At 67.7% G+C, this 15,777-nt stretch carries 13 protein-coding genes; 5 read left to right on the top strand and 8 right to left on the bottom strand.

Going from position 1 to position 15,777, the window contains the following annotated elements; all coding sequences use genetic code 11:
• Nucleotides 1-91 precede the first annotated feature (91 nt).
• Both P3W85_RS01545 and P3W85_RS01550 read left to right on the top strand, forming a co-directional pair.
• Entirely contained in the window at nucleotides 92-907 is an 816-nt protein-coding gene (locus P3W85_RS01545; RefSeq protein ID WP_276263479.1) for an ABC transporter ATP-binding protein, read from the top strand.
• 77 nt (nucleotides 908-984) lie between these two features.
• The gene (locus tag P3W85_RS01550) at nucleotides 985-2,235 is read left to right on the top strand and encodes a phenylacetate--CoA ligase family protein (protein ID WP_035806705.1); all 1,251 of its coding nucleotides are present in this window, start codon (nucleotides 985-987) and stop codon (nucleotides 2,233-2,235) included.
• A gap of 63 nt (nucleotides 2,236-2,298) precedes the next feature.
• Here P3W85_RS01550 and P3W85_RS01555 read toward each other — a convergent pair whose 3' ends face one another.
• The 6 genes from P3W85_RS01555 to P3W85_RS01580 all read right to left on the bottom strand — a co-directional run bounded on the left by P3W85_RS01555 (nucleotide 2,299) and on the right by P3W85_RS01580 (nucleotide 7,813).
• Nucleotides 2,299-3,276 (bottom strand): NAD(P)H-dependent flavin oxidoreductase, encoded by a 978-nt coding sequence (locus P3W85_RS01555; protein WP_276263480.1) that lies wholly within the window; start codon nucleotides 3,274-3,276, stop codon nucleotides 2,299-2,301.
• 491 nt (nucleotides 3,277-3,767) lie between these two features.
• Nucleotides 3,768-4,961 (bottom strand): class I SAM-dependent rRNA methyltransferase, encoded by a 1,194-nt coding sequence (locus tag P3W85_RS01560; RefSeq protein ID WP_276263481.1) that lies wholly within the window; start codon nucleotides 4,959-4,961, stop codon nucleotides 3,768-3,770.
• Nucleotides 4,962-5,174: 213 nt separating this feature from the next.
• Entirely contained in the window at nucleotides 5,175-5,480 is a 306-nt protein-coding gene (locus P3W85_RS01565) for a YbeD family protein (protein ID WP_017224672.1), read from the bottom strand.
• Between the two features lie 13 nt (nucleotides 5,481-5,493).
• Nucleotides 5,494-6,702, bottom strand: a complete 1,209-nt coding sequence (locus P3W85_RS01570; protein ID WP_017224671.1) for a D-alanyl-D-alanine carboxypeptidase family protein — start codon at nucleotides 6,700-6,702, stop codon at nucleotides 5,494-5,496.
• Between the two features lie 73 nt (nucleotides 6,703-6,775).
• A complete protein-coding gene (locus P3W85_RS01575; protein WP_017224670.1) occupies nucleotides 6,776-7,420 on the bottom strand; it encodes an alpha/beta hydrolase in 645 nt (214 codons plus the stop codon).
• Between the two features lie 48 nt (nucleotides 7,421-7,468).
• Entirely contained in the window at nucleotides 7,469-7,813 is a 345-nt protein-coding gene (locus P3W85_RS01580; protein ID WP_017224669.1) for a (2Fe-2S) ferredoxin domain-containing protein, read from the bottom strand.
• Between the two features lie 412 nt (nucleotides 7,814-8,225).
• Between P3W85_RS01580 and P3W85_RS01585 the strand changes: the two genes are divergently transcribed.
• The 3 genes from P3W85_RS01585 (at nucleotide 8,226) to P3W85_RS01595 (ending at nucleotide 12,923) form a co-directional block, all read left to right on the top strand.
• A complete protein-coding gene (locus tag P3W85_RS01585) occupies nucleotides 8,226-9,524 on the top strand; it encodes a dicarboxylate/amino acid:cation symporter (RefSeq protein ID WP_035806708.1) in 1,299 nt (432 codons plus the stop codon).
• Between the two features lie 82 nt (nucleotides 9,525-9,606).
• Nucleotides 9,607-11,598: a sensor histidine kinase gene (locus P3W85_RS01590; RefSeq protein WP_276263482.1), complete on the top strand. Its 1,992-nt coding sequence runs from the start codon at nucleotides 9,607-9,609 to the stop codon at nucleotides 11,596-11,598.
• 8 nt (nucleotides 11,599-11,606) lie between these two features.
• The gene (locus tag P3W85_RS01595) at nucleotides 11,607-12,923 is read left to right on the top strand and encodes a sigma-54-dependent transcriptional regulator (protein ID WP_276263483.1); all 1,317 of its coding nucleotides are present in this window, start codon (nucleotides 11,607-11,609) and stop codon (nucleotides 12,921-12,923) included.
• A gap of 12 nt (nucleotides 12,924-12,935) precedes the next feature.
• Here P3W85_RS01595 and P3W85_RS01600 read toward each other — a convergent pair whose 3' ends face one another.
• Together P3W85_RS01600 and P3W85_RS01605 are read right to left on the bottom strand one after the other, a co-directional pair.
• Nucleotides 12,936-15,035: an ATP-dependent helicase gene (locus P3W85_RS01600; protein WP_276263485.1), complete on the bottom strand. Its 2,100-nt coding sequence runs from the start codon at nucleotides 15,033-15,035 to the stop codon at nucleotides 12,936-12,938.
• Between the two features lie 235 nt (nucleotides 15,036-15,270).
• A partial coding sequence (locus P3W85_RS01605; protein WP_276263484.1) for a TlpA disulfide reductase family protein occupies nucleotides 15,271-15,777 on the bottom strand: 507 nt, incomplete at its 5' end.

Raw genomic sequence — 15,777 nt, forward strand, 5'->3', positions numbered from 1 at the left:
AATCCTCCCGCAAGCGGGAGAGCCGGAAGCGCTGCGGGCGACGCCATGACGACCGCCTCCGCAAGCCACGAACCACCAACCGAGCCGCATCATGAGCCTGTTGTCCGTCAACAATATCGAAGTCATCTACGACCATGTGATCCTGGTGCTCAAGGGCGTTTCGCTCGACGTGCCGGAGGGCCGGATCGTGGCGCTGCTCGGCGCCAACGGCGCGGGCAAGACCACCACGCTCAAGGCCATCTCCAACCTGCTGCATGCCGAGCGCGGCGACGTCACCAAGGGCTCGATCGAATATCGCGGCAACCGCGTCGACCGGCTCACGCCGAACGAACTGGTCAAGCGCGGCGTGATCCAGGTGATGGAAGGGCGCCATTGCTTTGCCCATCTGACCATCGAGGAAAACCTGCTGACCGGCGCTTACACGCGCGGCTTGTCGCGCACCGAAACGCGCGACGCGCTGGAACGCATCTACGACTATTTCCCGCGCCTGAAGACGCGCCGCAAGTCGCAGGCAGGCTACACCTCGGGCGGCGAGCAGCAGATGTGCGCGATCGGGCGGGCCATGATGGCCAAGCCCAGCATGATCCTGCTCGACGAGCCCTCGATGGGGCTGGCGCCGCAGATCGTCGAGGAGATCTTCGAGATCGTGCGCGACCTCAACCAGCGCGAGCAGGTCAGCTTCCTGCTGGCCGAGCAGAACACCATGGTGGCGCTGCGCTATGCCGACTACGGCTACATCCTGGAGAACGGCCGCGTCGTGATGGACGGCGCGGCCGAGGCGCTGCGCACGAATGAGGACGTGAAGGAGTTCTACCTGGGGGTGACGGCCAATGATGGGGAAGGCGGCGGCCGCACTTCCTTCCGCGACGTAAAAAGCTATCGCCGCCGCAAGAGATGGCTGGCCTGAACAGGGCATGCCATTGCAAACCGAGCGCCGAACCGTGAGCGACGCCTCACGCGACTCATCCATGCCAATCACGCACCATGTCTGAACACTTCGATTCCCTGGAAACACGTGCCCCCGACGTCCGCGCACAGGCCTTGCTGGCGGCGCTGTCGCGCCAGGTTGCGCATGCCAAGGCGCATGCGCCTTATTTTGCCGAGGTCCTGCGCGAGGTGGATCCGCGCGGGCTGGACTCGCGCGCGGCGCTGGCGGCGTTGCCGGTGACGCGCAAGTCCGAGCTGACGGCGCGGCAGAAGGCGATGCCGCCGCTGGGCGGGCTCAACGCGACGCCGCTGGGCGGGCTGCGGCATATCTTCCAGTCTCCGGGTCCGATCCACGAGCCGGACGGGCATGGCGCCGACTGGTGGCGCATCGCCCGCGCCATGTTCGCGGCGGGCTTCCGCGCGGGCGATCTCGTCTACAACACCTTCTCCTACCATTTCACGCCGGCCGGCATGATGATGGAAAGCGGTGCCCATCGCCTGGGTTGCTGCGTGTTTCCCGCTGGCGTGGGGCAGACCGAATCGCAGGTGCAGGCGCTGGCCAGCCTGCAGCCGGCGGCTTATGCGGGCACCCCGTCCTTTCTCAAGCTGCTGCTGGAAAAGGGTGACGAACTCGGCCTGCCTTGCCCTGGCCTGGGCAAGGCGCTGGTATCCGGCGAGGCGCTGCCGCCCTCGCTGCGCGCCTGGTTCGGCGAGCGCGGCATCCGGGTGCAGCAGATGTATGGCAGCGCCGACGTGGGCCTGATCGCCTACGAGACCCAGGGGGGCGACGGCTGGGTGGTGGACGAGAACGTGCTGGTGGAGATCGTCGAGCCGGGCGGCACGCAGCCGCTGCCCGAGGGCGAGACCGGCGAGGTGGTGGTGACGGTGCTGGGCAATGGCGACTATCCGCTGATCCGCTTCGGCACGGGCGACCTGTCCGCGTTCGTGGCCGGCTCAGGCGAGCGCGCCAGTCCGTGCGGGCGCACCAACGTACGCCTGAAGGGCTGGCTGGGCCGCGCCGACCAGACCACCAAGGTCAAGGGCATGTTCGTGCATCCCGGGCAGGTGGGCGAGGTAGTGCGGCGCCATCCGGAGGTGCGCGCCGCGCGCCTGGTGGTGACGGGCAGCGTGGGCGCCGACGTCATGACCCTGCATTGCGATGCCACCCGCGACGATGCCGGCCTGGCGCAGGCCATCGGCGAATCACTGCGCGAAGTGATGCGGCTGCGCGGCGAGGTGCGCTTCGTGGCGGCGGGTTCGCTGCCGCAGGATGGCAAGGTGATCGAGGACGCGCGGCGTTACGACTGAGCGCGGCCGCCGCGCATCGCGCCGGCGTTGCCGCCGCCCGGCGCGCAGGACAGTGCAATGCGCTCAGACCGCGAGTCCCAGGCGGGCACGGGCCTCGTTGTACTCGGCCTGCATGCGCGCCACGATTTCGCCGGCGGTGGGGATGTCGTGGATCTGGCCCACGCCCTGGCCGGCGCCCCAGACGTCCTTCCACGCCTTGGCCTTGGAGGCGCCGCTGGAGAAGTCCATCTTGGTCTTGTCTGCCTCGGGCAGGTTTTGCGGGTCCAGCCCGGACGCCTCGATGCTCTCGCGGATGTAATTGCCGTGCACGCCGGTGAACAGGTTGGTGTAGATGATGTCGGCAGCGGCCGAGGTGGTGATCGACTGCTTGTAGGCCTCGCTGGCGTGCGCTTCCTGCGAGGCGATAAAGCGCGTGCCCACATAGGCGAAGTCCGCGCCCATGGCCTGCGCGGCCAGCACCGATTCACCGGTGGCGATGGAGCCCGACAGCGCGATCACGCCGTCGAAGATCTTGCGCACTTCGCCCACCAGCGCGAACGGCGACAGCGTGCCGGCATGGCCGCCGGCGCCGGCCGCCACCAGGATCAGGCCGTCCACGCCGGCCTCGATGGCCTTCTCGGCGTGGCGGATGCTGATGACGTCGTGCAGCACGATGCCGCCGTAGCTGTGCACCGCGTCGATCATCTCCTTGGGCGGGGCGCGCAGCGAGGTAATGAAGATCGGCACCTTGTGGTCCACGCACACCTTGACGTCGTGCTCCAGCCGCACATTGGACGCGTGCACGATCTGGTTGACGGCGATCGGCCCCACCGGCTGGCCCGGGTTGGCGGCGCGGAAGCTGGCGAGTTCCTCCTCCATTTGCGTCAGCCACTCGCCCAGCATCTCGGCCGGACGCGCATTCAGCGCGGGGAAGGAGCCGACGATGCCGGCCTTGCATTGCGCCAGCACCAGTTCCGGGTAGCTGACGATGAACATCGGCGAGGAAATCACGGGCAGCGCCAGGTTTTGCAGGGCCTGGGGCAGTTGTTTGGCGGCGGGCATGGTGTCTCCTGAACCACGTGCGGGCGCCGGCGGCGCCCTGGATGTGAACGATCGTTCGATTATAGGTAGTTTCGGCTTGCGGGCGTTAGAAGGGGCAATCTATGCCGGGACGGTCGCTTCTCTCCACCATAGTCCAACGGCGCGGGGGGCGAAGCCGTGCGCCCCGGCATGGGTGGTCCGGCGCGCGCTTCAACAAGGAAGAAACCGGGCTGCGCGATGCGGCATGCCGTGGGCGCTTCGCTTGCCTCCCGGCGATCCGTGCGAGCAAAAAAAACCCCGCTACGCCGCGGGGCAACTACCACGAAGACTGATAGGAAGAGACGGAAGGGCACCTGCCAATGCCGCGTCCGCACACCGGACTATAGGTCCCGTCTGTGACGGGCTGAAGACGCTCGCATGAAAGCGGGATGACGGTTGCATCGATGGCGTGCGGCCGCGCGCGGCGCATGAAAAACGGCGCCCGCGGGCGCCGTCGATCGGGGCAAGGTGCTTCAGATCTTTTCCAGCAGCAAGCCCTTCAGGTACTCGCCTTCCGGGAAGGCTGCCAGCATCGGGTGGTCGGTGCCGGCGGACAGGCGGCGCAGGATGCGCGCATCGACGCGCGCGTCGGTGGCTGCGCCCGCCACGATCTTCTGGAACAGTTCCATGCTGATCGCGCCCGAGCAGGAGTAGGTGAACAGCAGGCCGCCCGGGCGCAGCAACTGCATGCCGACCAGGTTGATCTCCTTGTAGGCACGCGCGGCGCGGTCGATGTGCTGGGCCGAGGGGGCGAACTTCGGCGGGTCGAGCACCACGAGGTCGAACTGACGGCCTTCGGCGCGGAACTGGCGCAGCGACTTGAACACATCGGCGTCGAGCCAGGTGGCGCGTTCGGCGTCGAAACCGTTCAGGGAGACATTGCTCGCTGCGATCTTGAGCGCCTCGCCGGAAGAGTCGATCGAGGTCACCGAAGTGGCGCCGCCGCGCAGCGCCGCCAGCGAGAAGCCACCGGTGTAGCAGAAGCAGTTGAGCACTTCGCGGCCATTGGCGAGGTCGCCCACCAGCTTGCGGTTGTCGCGCTGGTCGACGTAGAAGCCGGTCTTGTGGCCGCTCCTCACGTCCACGTAGTAGCGCACGCCGTGCTCGGTGACGCTGAGTTCCGGGTCCGGCTCGGCGCCGGCCAGCACGCCGGTCACCAGCGGCAGGCCTTCGCGCTCGCGCACGGCGGCATCCGAGCGTTCGTACACGTTGGGGCAGCCGGTTTCCTTGACGAGCGCCTGCACTAGCGCGTCTTTCCAGGCTTCCACGCCGGCCGAGTTGAACTGGCATACCAGCTGGCCGTTGGCACCGCTGCCGTAGTGATCGACGATCAGCCCGGGCAGGCGGTCGGCTTCGCCGAAGATCAGCCGCACGGCGTCGCTGTCCTTCACCCACTGCTTGCGATGGGCCAGCGCGGCGGACACGCGCCGCTTGAACATGGCGTGGTCGACCGGCTCGTTCTCGTCGAAGGTCCACGCCCGCACACGGATCTGGGAGGAGGGGCTGTAGGCGCCGCGTGCCAGGAAGCGGCCATCCGCGGCACGGACGATCACGGTGCTGCCGGGTTCGCAGCGGCCTTCGGTGGCGGCCACGCCGGTGGCGTAGACCCAGGGATGGCGGCGCAGCAGGGATTTTTCCTTGCCGGGCTTGAGGGTGATGGTGTTCATGGTTTGTTGTTCTGGGTCTGCCGGGGATTCGGCAGCAAAGGCATGGAAGCGCCAAACGGGGCCGAGCGGTGCACCAACGCCGCCTGAAGTGCCCGAGGGTTGTGGCTCCCACTGCCCCAATCCCTCGCGCAAGCGGGAGAGGGGAGCTCGGCAGCGGGAGCGGGACGACACCGGCAAGCCCGGTACAGCCCCGGCCTGCCCTCGCTCATCCGCCTACAGCACCACCTTGACCATCGGGTGCGAAGTCAGCGCGCGGTACAGGTCGTCGAGCTGCTCGCGGCTGGTGACCCATACCGTGACGGTCAGGCCGAGGTAGTTGCCCTTGCTCGAGGGGCGCATTTCCATCTTGCCGGCGTGGAAGCCGGGATCGAAGCCCTGCACCAGCGTCACGATGGCTTCGGCGAAGCCGTCCTGCATGCTCCCCATCACCTTGATGGGGAAATGGCTGGGATATTCGATCAGCGACTCGCGCGGCGGGATGTTGCCCGGCGTGCCCTTGTCGGAATTGTCGGCGCTCATGTCGGAGCCCTCCTTACTTGCGCTTGAACCACAGGCGGATGGTATCCCACAGGCGGCCGAAGAAGCCTGCCTCCGGCACTTCTTCCAGCGCCACCACCGGGAACTCGGCCACCTTGGTGGCGCCGTCCATCAGCTTGACCGTGCCGACCTGCTGTCCGGCGGCGATCGGGGCCACCAGCAGTTCCTGGCGCTCCAGCACCGGCTTGATACGGCTGCCCGTGCCCTTGGGCACGGTGATGTAGGTCTCTTCCTTGACGCCGATCTTGATGGTGGACGCCTTGCCCTTGTAGACATCGGGCGTGGCCAGTACCTGGCCGCGGTCGTACAGGCGCAGGGTGTCGAAGAACTGGAAGCCGTAATTGAGGATCTTCAGGCTTTCCTGCGTGCGGGACGACTCGGTGGCGGTGCCGATCACGATCGAGACCAGGCGGCGCGAACCGTTCGGCACATTGGCCAGCGGACGCTTGGCCGATGAGATCAGGCAGTAGCCGGCCGACTTGGTGTGGCCGGTCTTGAGGCCGTCCACGGTGGGGTCGATGTAGAGCAGGCGGTTGCGGTTGGGCTGGCGGATCTTGTTGTAGGTGAATTCCTTCTGCGAGTACATGCTGTAGTACTCGGGGAAATCCTTGACGATGCGCGTGGTCAGCGTGGCCAGATCCATGGCCGTGGTGTAGTGGTTCGGATCGGGAATGCCGTCGGTATTGCTGAAGTGGGTGTTCTTCATGCCCATGCGCTGGGCCTCGCGATTCATCATCGCCACAAAGCCTTCTTCCGAGCCGCCCACGGCTTCGGCCAGCGCCAGCGCCGCGTCATTGCCAGACTGCACGATCAGGCCCAGCAGCAGGTCCTGCACGCTGACCGGCTTGTTGGCTTCCAGGAACATGCGCGATTCGTCGCTCTTGACCTTCTGCACGATCGTGGTCGGCACCACGGTCTGGTCCAGCGTGAGGCGCTTTTCCTTGAGTGCCGCGAAGGCCAGGTAGGCGGTCATCAGCTTGGTCAGCGAAGCCGGCTCGATGCGCACATCCGCGTTCTGCGAAGCCAGGGCCTGGCCGCTGGTGACGTCAAACAGCATCCAGGACTTGGCCGCCACCTGCGGCATCGGCACGCCCTGGGCGCGCACGGGGGCTGCTGCAAGTACGGTGGCGGTGCCGATGACGGCGGCGGCGACCAGGGCGGACGTGTTGGCGGACGCGAAAAACGGCGTGGCTCTATTCAACATGTTTCAATTTCCAACAAAGAAAAGGGGGCGGAGAGTGCTTCCGGCGACATGGCGGCGCGGCGCGCCGGCCCGGTCACTGGTCCCACGCATTGACGACGAGCTGCTTGATCAGGTGCAGCTTGCGGTGAAAGAAGTGGTCGGCGCCGGGGATCACGATCACCGGCAGCTCCTGCGGGCGGGCCCAGTCGAACACGCTGGCCAGCGGCACGGTGTCGTCCTGCTCGCCATGGATGACGATGGTGTCGGCCGGCACCGGCGCCACTTCCCAGCGGCTGGCGGCGGTCCCGACCATGGCCAGGCGCTGCACCGGCGTGCCGGCTTCGGCCAGGCGCCGGGCCACGTGGCTGGCCACGAAGCTGCCGAAGGAAAATCCGCCCAGCGCCAGCGGCAGCGTGGCGGCATCCGGCGACCACGCGGTCTGGGTGCGCATCCAGGCAATCACGGCCAGCAGGTCGTCCTGCTCGCCCACGCCGTTGTCATGGGTGCCTGCGCTGCCGCCGACGCCACGGAAGTTGGGGCGCACGGTGGCATAGCCCAGCTGCACGAAAGAGCGCGCCAGCGTCTGCGCCACCTTGTTGTCCTTGGTGCCGCCGAACAGCGGGTGCGGATGGGCCACCAGCGCCAGGCCGCGCGGGGCTTCGGACTGGGGCAGGTCGACCGAGATGTCGATGGCGCCGGCGGGGCCGGTAACGGTGAGTACCTGGGTATGCGCGTTCATGGAAGCAGGAAGCGGGGTGACTGGAACCAGGCGCGGTGGCGCCCGGGTTCAGCGGTTCGTCGTTGCGGCCGGTCGGCGATCGATCATCAGGCGTTCGACCGGCTTGCCGCCCACCAGATGGCTGTCGATGATCTCGTCGATGTCCTGCTCGTCGACGAAGGTGTACCAGACGGCCTCGGGATAGACCACCAGCACCGGGCCGAGTTCACAGCGGTTCAGGCAGCCGGCCTTGTTGATGCGCACGCGGCCTTCGCCGCCGGCAATGCCGAGCGCCTTGCAGCGCTTCTTGGCGTACTCCTGCATGGCCTTGGCGTTGTGATCGGCGCAGCAGGCGCCGCCGTCCTCGCGCTGGTTGAGGCAGAAGAAAACGTGGTGCTGGTAGTAGCTGCTCATGCGTGGTGCGCGTATCGGCGGCAATCCGGCGCCAGATGGGGCCAGGGCCGGGTGCCGGCCGCCAGGAAATGGATGGAAGGGCTGAATTATACGGCGTCATGCGAGTCGGTTTGACGCTTTGCACTGCCGCCGCGACGCCACGCAACACTAGCCCGTCCCAGGGGTGGCGTAGCGCGCACCCATGCAAGCCGGATCTTCCGGATTTCCGGATCGGCGTTTTCCGGATTTCCGGAAAACTGGAGTGAAGACGCGGTCGCTTCAACCGTTTTCTTTTGAAATCAGTGACTTGGCGCCGTGCCTGCGGCTGGCACGCCAGTTGCGATCGTTTTAGCAGACGCGCTCCATCCGCAAGGGCGTGCAGACCTGCCGCCGCCGCGGCGGCAGGCACGGTCAAAACACCGAGGACGACATCATGAGGAAACCCTTTTACAAGATCCTGTACGTGCAGGTGCTGTTCGCTATCGCGGTCGGTATCGTGCTCGGGCATTACTGGCCCGATACGGGCGTGGCGATGAAGCCGTTGGGCGACGGTTTCATCAAGCTGATCAAGATGATCATCGGGCCGATCATCTTCTGTACCGTGGTGTCCGGCATCGCCGGCATGCGCGACATGAAGAAGGTGGGCCGGGTCGGCGGCAAGGCGCTGCTGTACTTCGAGGTGATCTCCACCTTTGCGCTGCTGATCGGCCTGCTGGCCGCGCATGCGCTCAAGCCGGGGGTCGGGTTCAATATCGATCCCGCCACGCTCGATACCAAGTCGATCGCGCAATATGTGTCCAAGGCGCACGGCCAGAGCACGGTCGAGTTCTTCATGCATATCATCCCAGACACGATCTTCAGTGCTTTCGCCAACGGCGACATCCTGCAGATCCTGCTGGTTTCCCTGTTCTTCGGCTCGGCGCTGGCGGCCATGGGCGACCGCTCCAAGATCGTGTTCGATCTGGTCGAGCAGGTTTCCAAGGTGTTCTTCCACATCGTGCATGTGATCACCAAGGTGGCGCCGCTCGGCGCCTTCGGCGCGATGGCCTTCACCATCGGCAAGTACGGCCTGGGTTCGCTGGTGCCGCTGCTCAAGCTGATCGGCACCTTCTACTTCACCGCGATCGTCTTCGTGGTGGTGGTGCTGGGCACGGTGGCTCGCCTGACCGGCTTCTCCATCTTCCGCTTTGTCGCCTATATCAAGGAAGAGCTGCTGATCGTGCTGGGTACCAGCTCGTCGGAAGCGGCGTTGCCGCACCTGATGGAAAAGCTGGAGAACCTGGGCTGCTCCAAATCGGTGGTGGGGCTGGTGGTGCCCACGGGCTACTCGTTCAACCTTGACGGCACCAATATCTACATGACCATGGCGGTGATCTTCATCGCCCAGGCCACCGGCATCGAACTCACGCTGCTGCAGCAGGTCACTATCCTGGGCGTGGCGATGATCACCTCCAAGGGCGCCAGCGGCGTGACCGGCTCCGGCTTTATCACGCTGGCCGCCACGCTGGCCGTGGTGCCGGATATCCCGGTCGCGGGCATGGTGCTGATCCTCGGCATCGACCGCTTCATGAGCGAATGCCGCGCGCTGACCAATATCATCGGCAACGGCGTGGCGACGGTGGTGATGTCGGCGTGGGAGCGCGAGCTCGATCGCACGCAGCTCGACCGCATGCTGCGCCGTGGCGGCGATGAAACGGCCGAACTTGCCGACACCGGCACCGGCGTCCGCTGAGGTTCCGGCCTCCGGGGCGGCTGCGCCTGCCGGCGCGGCCCGCCAGCGGGTATCATCGGCGCGTGTTCCTTCGCCTGCGCCGATGCCACATTCCGACGATTTCCTCGCCGTGCATGATCCCGCTTCCGCCCGCCAGGTGCATGCACCCGGCGACGGCGGCGGTACCTGGCGGGGCTTTGCCGCGGCGCTGGCCGCCGGCCTGGTAGCGCTGTGCTCGCTGACCTGGCTGGTTTCGGTGCAGCGCGGCGTCGACGGCCTGCAGCAAACCACGGCCACCCGCGCCGACCGCTACGCGGCCACGCTGGAGAGCACGCTCGACCGCTACGAGTTCCTCCCCGCGCTGGTCTCGCTCCATCCCTTCGTACACGACCTGCTGGCCGCGCCCGGTGATCCCGCGCGCGTGGCCGCGGCCAACCGCTACCTGGCCGAGGTCAACCGCCGCGCGCGCGCCTCGGCCACCTATGTGATCGCCGCGAATGGCCTCGCGCTGGCCGCCAGCAACCATGACCAGCCGGGCAGCTTCGTCGGCACCGACTACCGCTTCCGCCCGTATTTCCAGAGCGCCGCACGCGGCGAGATCGGGCGCTTCTATGCCATCGGCGTCACCAGCGACGAACCCGGCTACTACATTGCGCAACCCGTGAAGGTGGGCGGCCGCGTGGTGGGCGTGACGGTCGTCAAGCTCAACCTGGAATGGTTCCAGCGCGCGGGCGCCGGGGGTACCGAGCCGGTGATGGTGAGCGACGACCATGGCGTGATCTTTCTCTCGTCGGTGCCCGGCTGGCAGTACCGCACCTTGCAGCCGCTGCCGCCCGAGCTGCAATCCGAACTCGACCGGACCCGCCAGTACCACGACCAGCAGGTCCGGCCGCTACCGCTGGAAGCACTGCAATCGCCGGTCACCCACTGGCTCGGCAAGACCGTGCTGGGCGAGGGCGCGCGGCTGGTGCGCATCGGTGCCGGCGGCAGTGCCGAGCGCTACCTGGAGGTCAGCCGCAAGGTGGGCCCGGCCGACTGGACCATGCAGGTGATGGCGGCGCTCGACCCGGTGCTGGCCAGCGCGCGCAATGCCACGGTGGCGGCGGCACTGGCTTATGCCTGCATGTGCCTGCTGCTGTTCAACTGGCGCCAGCGCAGGCAGCGCGCGCGCGACATCGAGTATGGCAGGCGCCTGCTCGAAGCCGCCTATGACGAACTCGAGCGCCGCGTCGAGGCGCGCACCGCCGACCTGATGGCCATCAACGAGCAGCTGGAGGCCGAGGTGGCGGAGCGTACCCGCGCCGAGAGCGAGCTGCGCGCGGCGCAGGACGAGCTGGTGCAGGCCAGCAAGCTGGCCGCCCTGGGCCAGATGGCTGCTGGCATCACGCACGAGCTGAACCAGCCGCTGGCGGCGCTGCGCACGTTTTCCGACAATACCCGCGTGCTGCTGGAGCGCGGCAAGCTCGACGCCGCCACCGACAACCTGGCCGCCATCGCCGACCTGACCGAGCGCATGGGCAAGATCACCGGGCAGCTCAAGCTGTTTGCCGGCAAGGCGCGCCAGCGCCGCCACGCGGTCTATGTGCGCGCCGCGCTGGATCACGTGCTGGCGCTGATGGCGCCGCGGCTCGCCCTGGTCACGCTGAAGGTGGAGGGCCTGTCGCAGCCGCCCGGGCCCGCGGTGTGGGCCGACGAGCTCAAGCTGGAGCAGGTGCTGCTCAACCTGCTCGGCAACGCGCTCGACGCGCTGGCCGCTGCCGCGCCGGACGGGCCGTGCGTGGAAGTGGCGGTCACCGGGCAGGGCGAGACCGTCGCCATCGCGGTGCGGGACAATGGCACCGGCATCGCCGCCGATGCGCTGCCGAGGCTGTTCGAGCCCTTCTTCACCACCAAGGAGATCGGCCAGGGGCTGGGCCTCGGTTTGGCCATCTCCACGTCGATCGTGCGCGAGTTCGGCGGCCAGCTGAGCGCGGCCGACCGGCCCGGCGGCGGCGCGGAATTCGTGGTGGTGCTGCGGCGCGCACCCTCGCCCGACGGCGCGGCGCCTCGCGCCGCCGTCAATTCCATCTCTCCTTCCCACACTGACACTGAGTGAGCATTGCCATGCAAGACGGATTGCGTGTCCTGTTCGTCGAAGACGAACCCCTGGTACGCCAGGCTACCGCGCAGAGCCTGGAGCTGGCTGGCTTCACCGTGCTGGCGCTGCCCTCGGCCGAAGCCGCCATGCCGCACCTGTCGCCGGACTTCCCCGGCGTGCTGGTGACGGATGTGCGCCTGACCGGCGCCAGCGGCCTGGACCTGCTGCAGCACTGCCGCAACGCGGCACCGGGCGTGCCGGTGATCCTGGTCACCGGGCACGGCGATATCACCATGGCGGTACAAGCCATGCGCGAAGGCGCCTACGACTTTATCGAGAAGCCTTTCGGCGCCGACCGCCTGACCGAGACCGTGCGCCGCGCGCTGGAGCGGCGCGCGCTGGAGCTGGAAAACCACGCCTTGCGGCGCGAGCTGGCCGGCCCGGCGGCGGGTACCCGCATCATCGGGCGCTCGCCGGCCATTGGGCAGGTGCGCACGCTGGTGGCCAATGTCGCCGCCACCGACGTGCCGGTGATGATCAACGGCGAGACCGGCACCGGCAAGGAACTGGTGGCGCGCAGCCTGCATGCCTTGTCGCCGCGGCATCTTGCGCCCTTTGTCGCGCTGAATTGCGGCGCGGTGCCCGAGGCTATCTTCGAGAGCGAGATGTTCGGCCACGAGGCGGGCGCCTTCACCGGCGCCGGCAAGCGCCGCGTAGGCAAGCTGGAGCATGCCTCGGGCGGCACGCTGTTCCTCGACGAGATCGAAAGCATGCCGCTGGCGCTGCAGGTCAAGCTGCTGCGCGTGCTGCAGGAGGGCACGCTGGAGCGGCTGGGGTCCAATGCCTCGATCGCGATCGATGTGCGCATCGTGGCGGCGGCCAAGGGGGATATGGAAGCGCTGGTGGCGCAAGGCACGTTCCGCCAGGATCTCTACTACCGGCTCAACGTGGTGACCATCCCGCTGCCGCCACTGCGCGAGCGGCGCGAGGACATCGTGCCGCTGTTCGAGCATTTCATGCTGGTGGCGGCGGTGCGCTACCAGCGCCCGGCGCCCATCCTGTCCGAGCTGCAGCGCCAGGCGCTGATGCAGCGCGCGTGGCCCGGCAATGTGCGCGAACTGCGCAACGCCGCCGACCGCCTGGTGCTGGGCGTGCCCGAAGGCGGCACGCGCGCCGATGCGCTCGACGACTCCACTCCGCTCAAGGAGCGCATGGAGCACTACGAGCGCGCGGTGATCGCCGATACGCTGGCGCGCACCGGCGGCGCGGTCAGCCAGGCGGCGGACCTGTTGCAGGTGGGCAAGGCCACGCTGTACGACAAGATCAAGCGTTACGGGCTGTAGCGCCGCGTCCGCTCAGCGCCACATATCCCGCATGCGCCCGGCCAGATCCAGCTTGGGCAGCGGCGCCCTGGCAGGCGCGTCCGCCACCGGCGGAGGCGGCGGCCAGGCCCGGCTATGGAACAGCGGCATCACGCGGTTGGGCAGGAAGCGCGTGCGGGATGCATAGACGTGACGGTCGCCGTAGCCGGTCTGCTGGTGCACATAGAAGCGCTGCGGCACCACGATGTCGAGGTGGTCGCGCGCGCGGGTCATGGCCACGTACAGCAGGCGGCGCTCTTCCTCGATTTCCTCGGTGGTGCCGGTGGCCAGGTCCGAAGGCATGCAGCCGTCGACCGCGTTGAGCACGTAGACCGCCTTCCATTCCTGGCCCTTGGCCGAGTGGATGGTGGACAGGATCAGGTAATCCTCGTCGCGCAGCGGCACGCCGGATTCGTCGCTCGAGGCATCCGGCGGGTCGAGCGTGAGCTCGGTCAGGAAGCGTTCGCGCGAGGCGTAGGTGGCGGCGATGCGTTCCAGCTGCTGCAGGTCGGCCGCGCGGGCCGGGGCGTCGTCGTGCAGCCGCTCCAGATGCGGCTGGTACCACGCCACCACCTGCTCGAAGGCGGATGGCCACGGTGCGGCTGGCGCCATCAGGCTGCGCGCCAGCGCCAGCAGGTCGGGCCAGGCTTCGGCCGCCGCGGGCGGCGCCTCGAACGATTCCAGCGCGAACAGCGGCTCGGTGGCGATCTCGACCGCATCGAGCACGCGTGCCGCGGTCTTGGGCCCCACGCCGGGCAATAGCTGCAGGCTGCGGAAGCCCGCCATGCGGTCGCGCGGGTTCTCCAGCCAGCGCACCACTGCCAGCACATCCTTGACGTGGGTGGATTCCAGGAATTTCAGGCCGCCGAACTTGACGAAGGGGATGTTGCGCCGGACCAGCTCGATCTCGAGCTGGGCGCTGTGGTCGGCGGCGCGGAACAGCACCGCCTGCGACAGCAGCGCCAGCCCGGCTTCGCGCCGCGCCAGGATCTGTTCGACCACATAGCGGGCCTGGTCGGCTTCGTCGTTGACCACGACGATGTCCGGTTTCTCGGCCGAGCCGCGCTCCGACCACAGGTCCTTGGTATAGCGCTCGGCCGCCAGGCCGATCACCGCATTGGCGGCGGCCAGGATGGGCTGGGTCGAGCGGTAGTTCTGCGACAGCGTGACCATGTCGGCCGGCGGCGCGAACTGCGCGGGGAAATCGAGGATATTGCGTACCGTGGCGCCGCGGAAGGCGTAGATCGACTGGGCATCGTCGCCCACCACGGTCAGGCCGCGCCCGTCGGGTTTGAGCGCGAGCAGGATGGCGGCCTGCAGCGCGTTGGTGTCCTGGTATTCGTCCACCAGCACGTGGTCGAAACGCGCGCCCATATCCTGCGCCAGCGCGGGTTCGGCCAGCGCCTGGGCCCAGTAGAGCAGCAGGTCGTCGTAGTCGAGCACCTGCTGCTTTTGCTTGGCTTGCACGTAGCCGGCAAACAGGCCGCGCAGCGCGTCCGTCCACATGGCGTAGCGCGGAAACCACTGCTTCAGCACGTCCTCGAGCGGGGCCTGCGTGTTGACCACGCGCGAATAGATCGACAGGCAGGTTTCCTTGCGCGGAAACCGCGAGGCCTGCGCGGACAGCCCGAGATCGTGCCGCACCACATTCATCAGGTCGGCGGCGTCGCCGCGGTCGCTGATGGTGAAGCTGGGCGACAGGCCGAGCGTCTCCGCATATTCACGCAACAGGCGCGCGCCGATGGCGTGGAAGGTGCCCGACCAGGTCAGCGCCGCGCGTCCCGCGCCGCAGGCCTGCATGCCGAGCGCCTGGTCGACGATGCGTTCGACCCGCCGCCCCATCTCCGACGCCGCGCGGCGCGAGAACGTCAGCAGCAGGATGCGGCGCGGATCGGCGCCGCCCAGCACCAGGTGCGCGACGCGGTGCGCCAGTGTGTTGGTCTTGCCCGAGCCGGCGCCGGCAATGATCAGCAGCGGCGCCGCAGGCTCGTGCGTTACGGCCGCGCGCTGTTCCGGATTGAGCGTGGCAAGGTAGGCGGGCGTGGCGGGCGCCTGCGCCGCGACGTTCACGGCGTCGGCATCGGGCCGCCTGATGGCGGGTGCGTCGCAAGGCGCGGCGGCGGGATCGGGATCGAGTAACACGGCAAAGGCCTTTGGGGGTGCCGGGTTGCGCGGGTGCAGTGCCAGGCATGGGCGGAGAAAGCTGCCGGTAACTGTATATCCATACAGGCGGCGCGCGCAAGCCGTGGCCGCCGCGGCATCGTCATGGCAACAAAAAAGGTGCCATGGAAGGCACCTTTCTGGCGGGGCGGGCGGGGGGCCGCGCGTATCAGGCGGCCTTGGCGAGTGCGCCATCGAGCAGCTTGTGCAGCGCGTCCCATTCGGGTTCGCCAACGTAGCGCTTGAGGATGTGCCCGTCCTTGTCGATCACGAAGGTGGTGGGGGTGAGCTGCACTTCGCCGAATGCCTTGGCGGCGGTACCGTCCGAATCCATCGCCACCTTGAACGGCAGCTGGCGCGTTTGCGCATAGTTCATCACGTACATGGGCGGGTCGTAGCTCATTGCCACCGCCACGAACTCCAGGCCCTTACCCTTGAACTTGTCATAGGTGCGGACCATTTCCGGCATCTCCTTGACGCAGGTGACGCAGCTGGTGGCCCAGAAGTTGACCAGGTAGACCTTGCCCTTGAGATCGGCGGTGCTGATCTTTTCGCCCGACAGCAGCGTGAAGGTGGCGGGCGGCGCCGCATTGGCCGGCGCGATGGCGCGATAGCCGAACCAGCCCAGCACGGCAACCAGCAGCACGGCCGCGAACACAGGCCAGAGCTTGCGTGG

This window comes from Cupriavidus basilensis (genome assembly GCF_029335485.1).
In the GTDB taxonomy this organism is placed as follows: Bacteria; Pseudomonadota; Gammaproteobacteria; order Burkholderiales; family Burkholderiaceae; genus Cupriavidus; species Cupriavidus basilensis_E.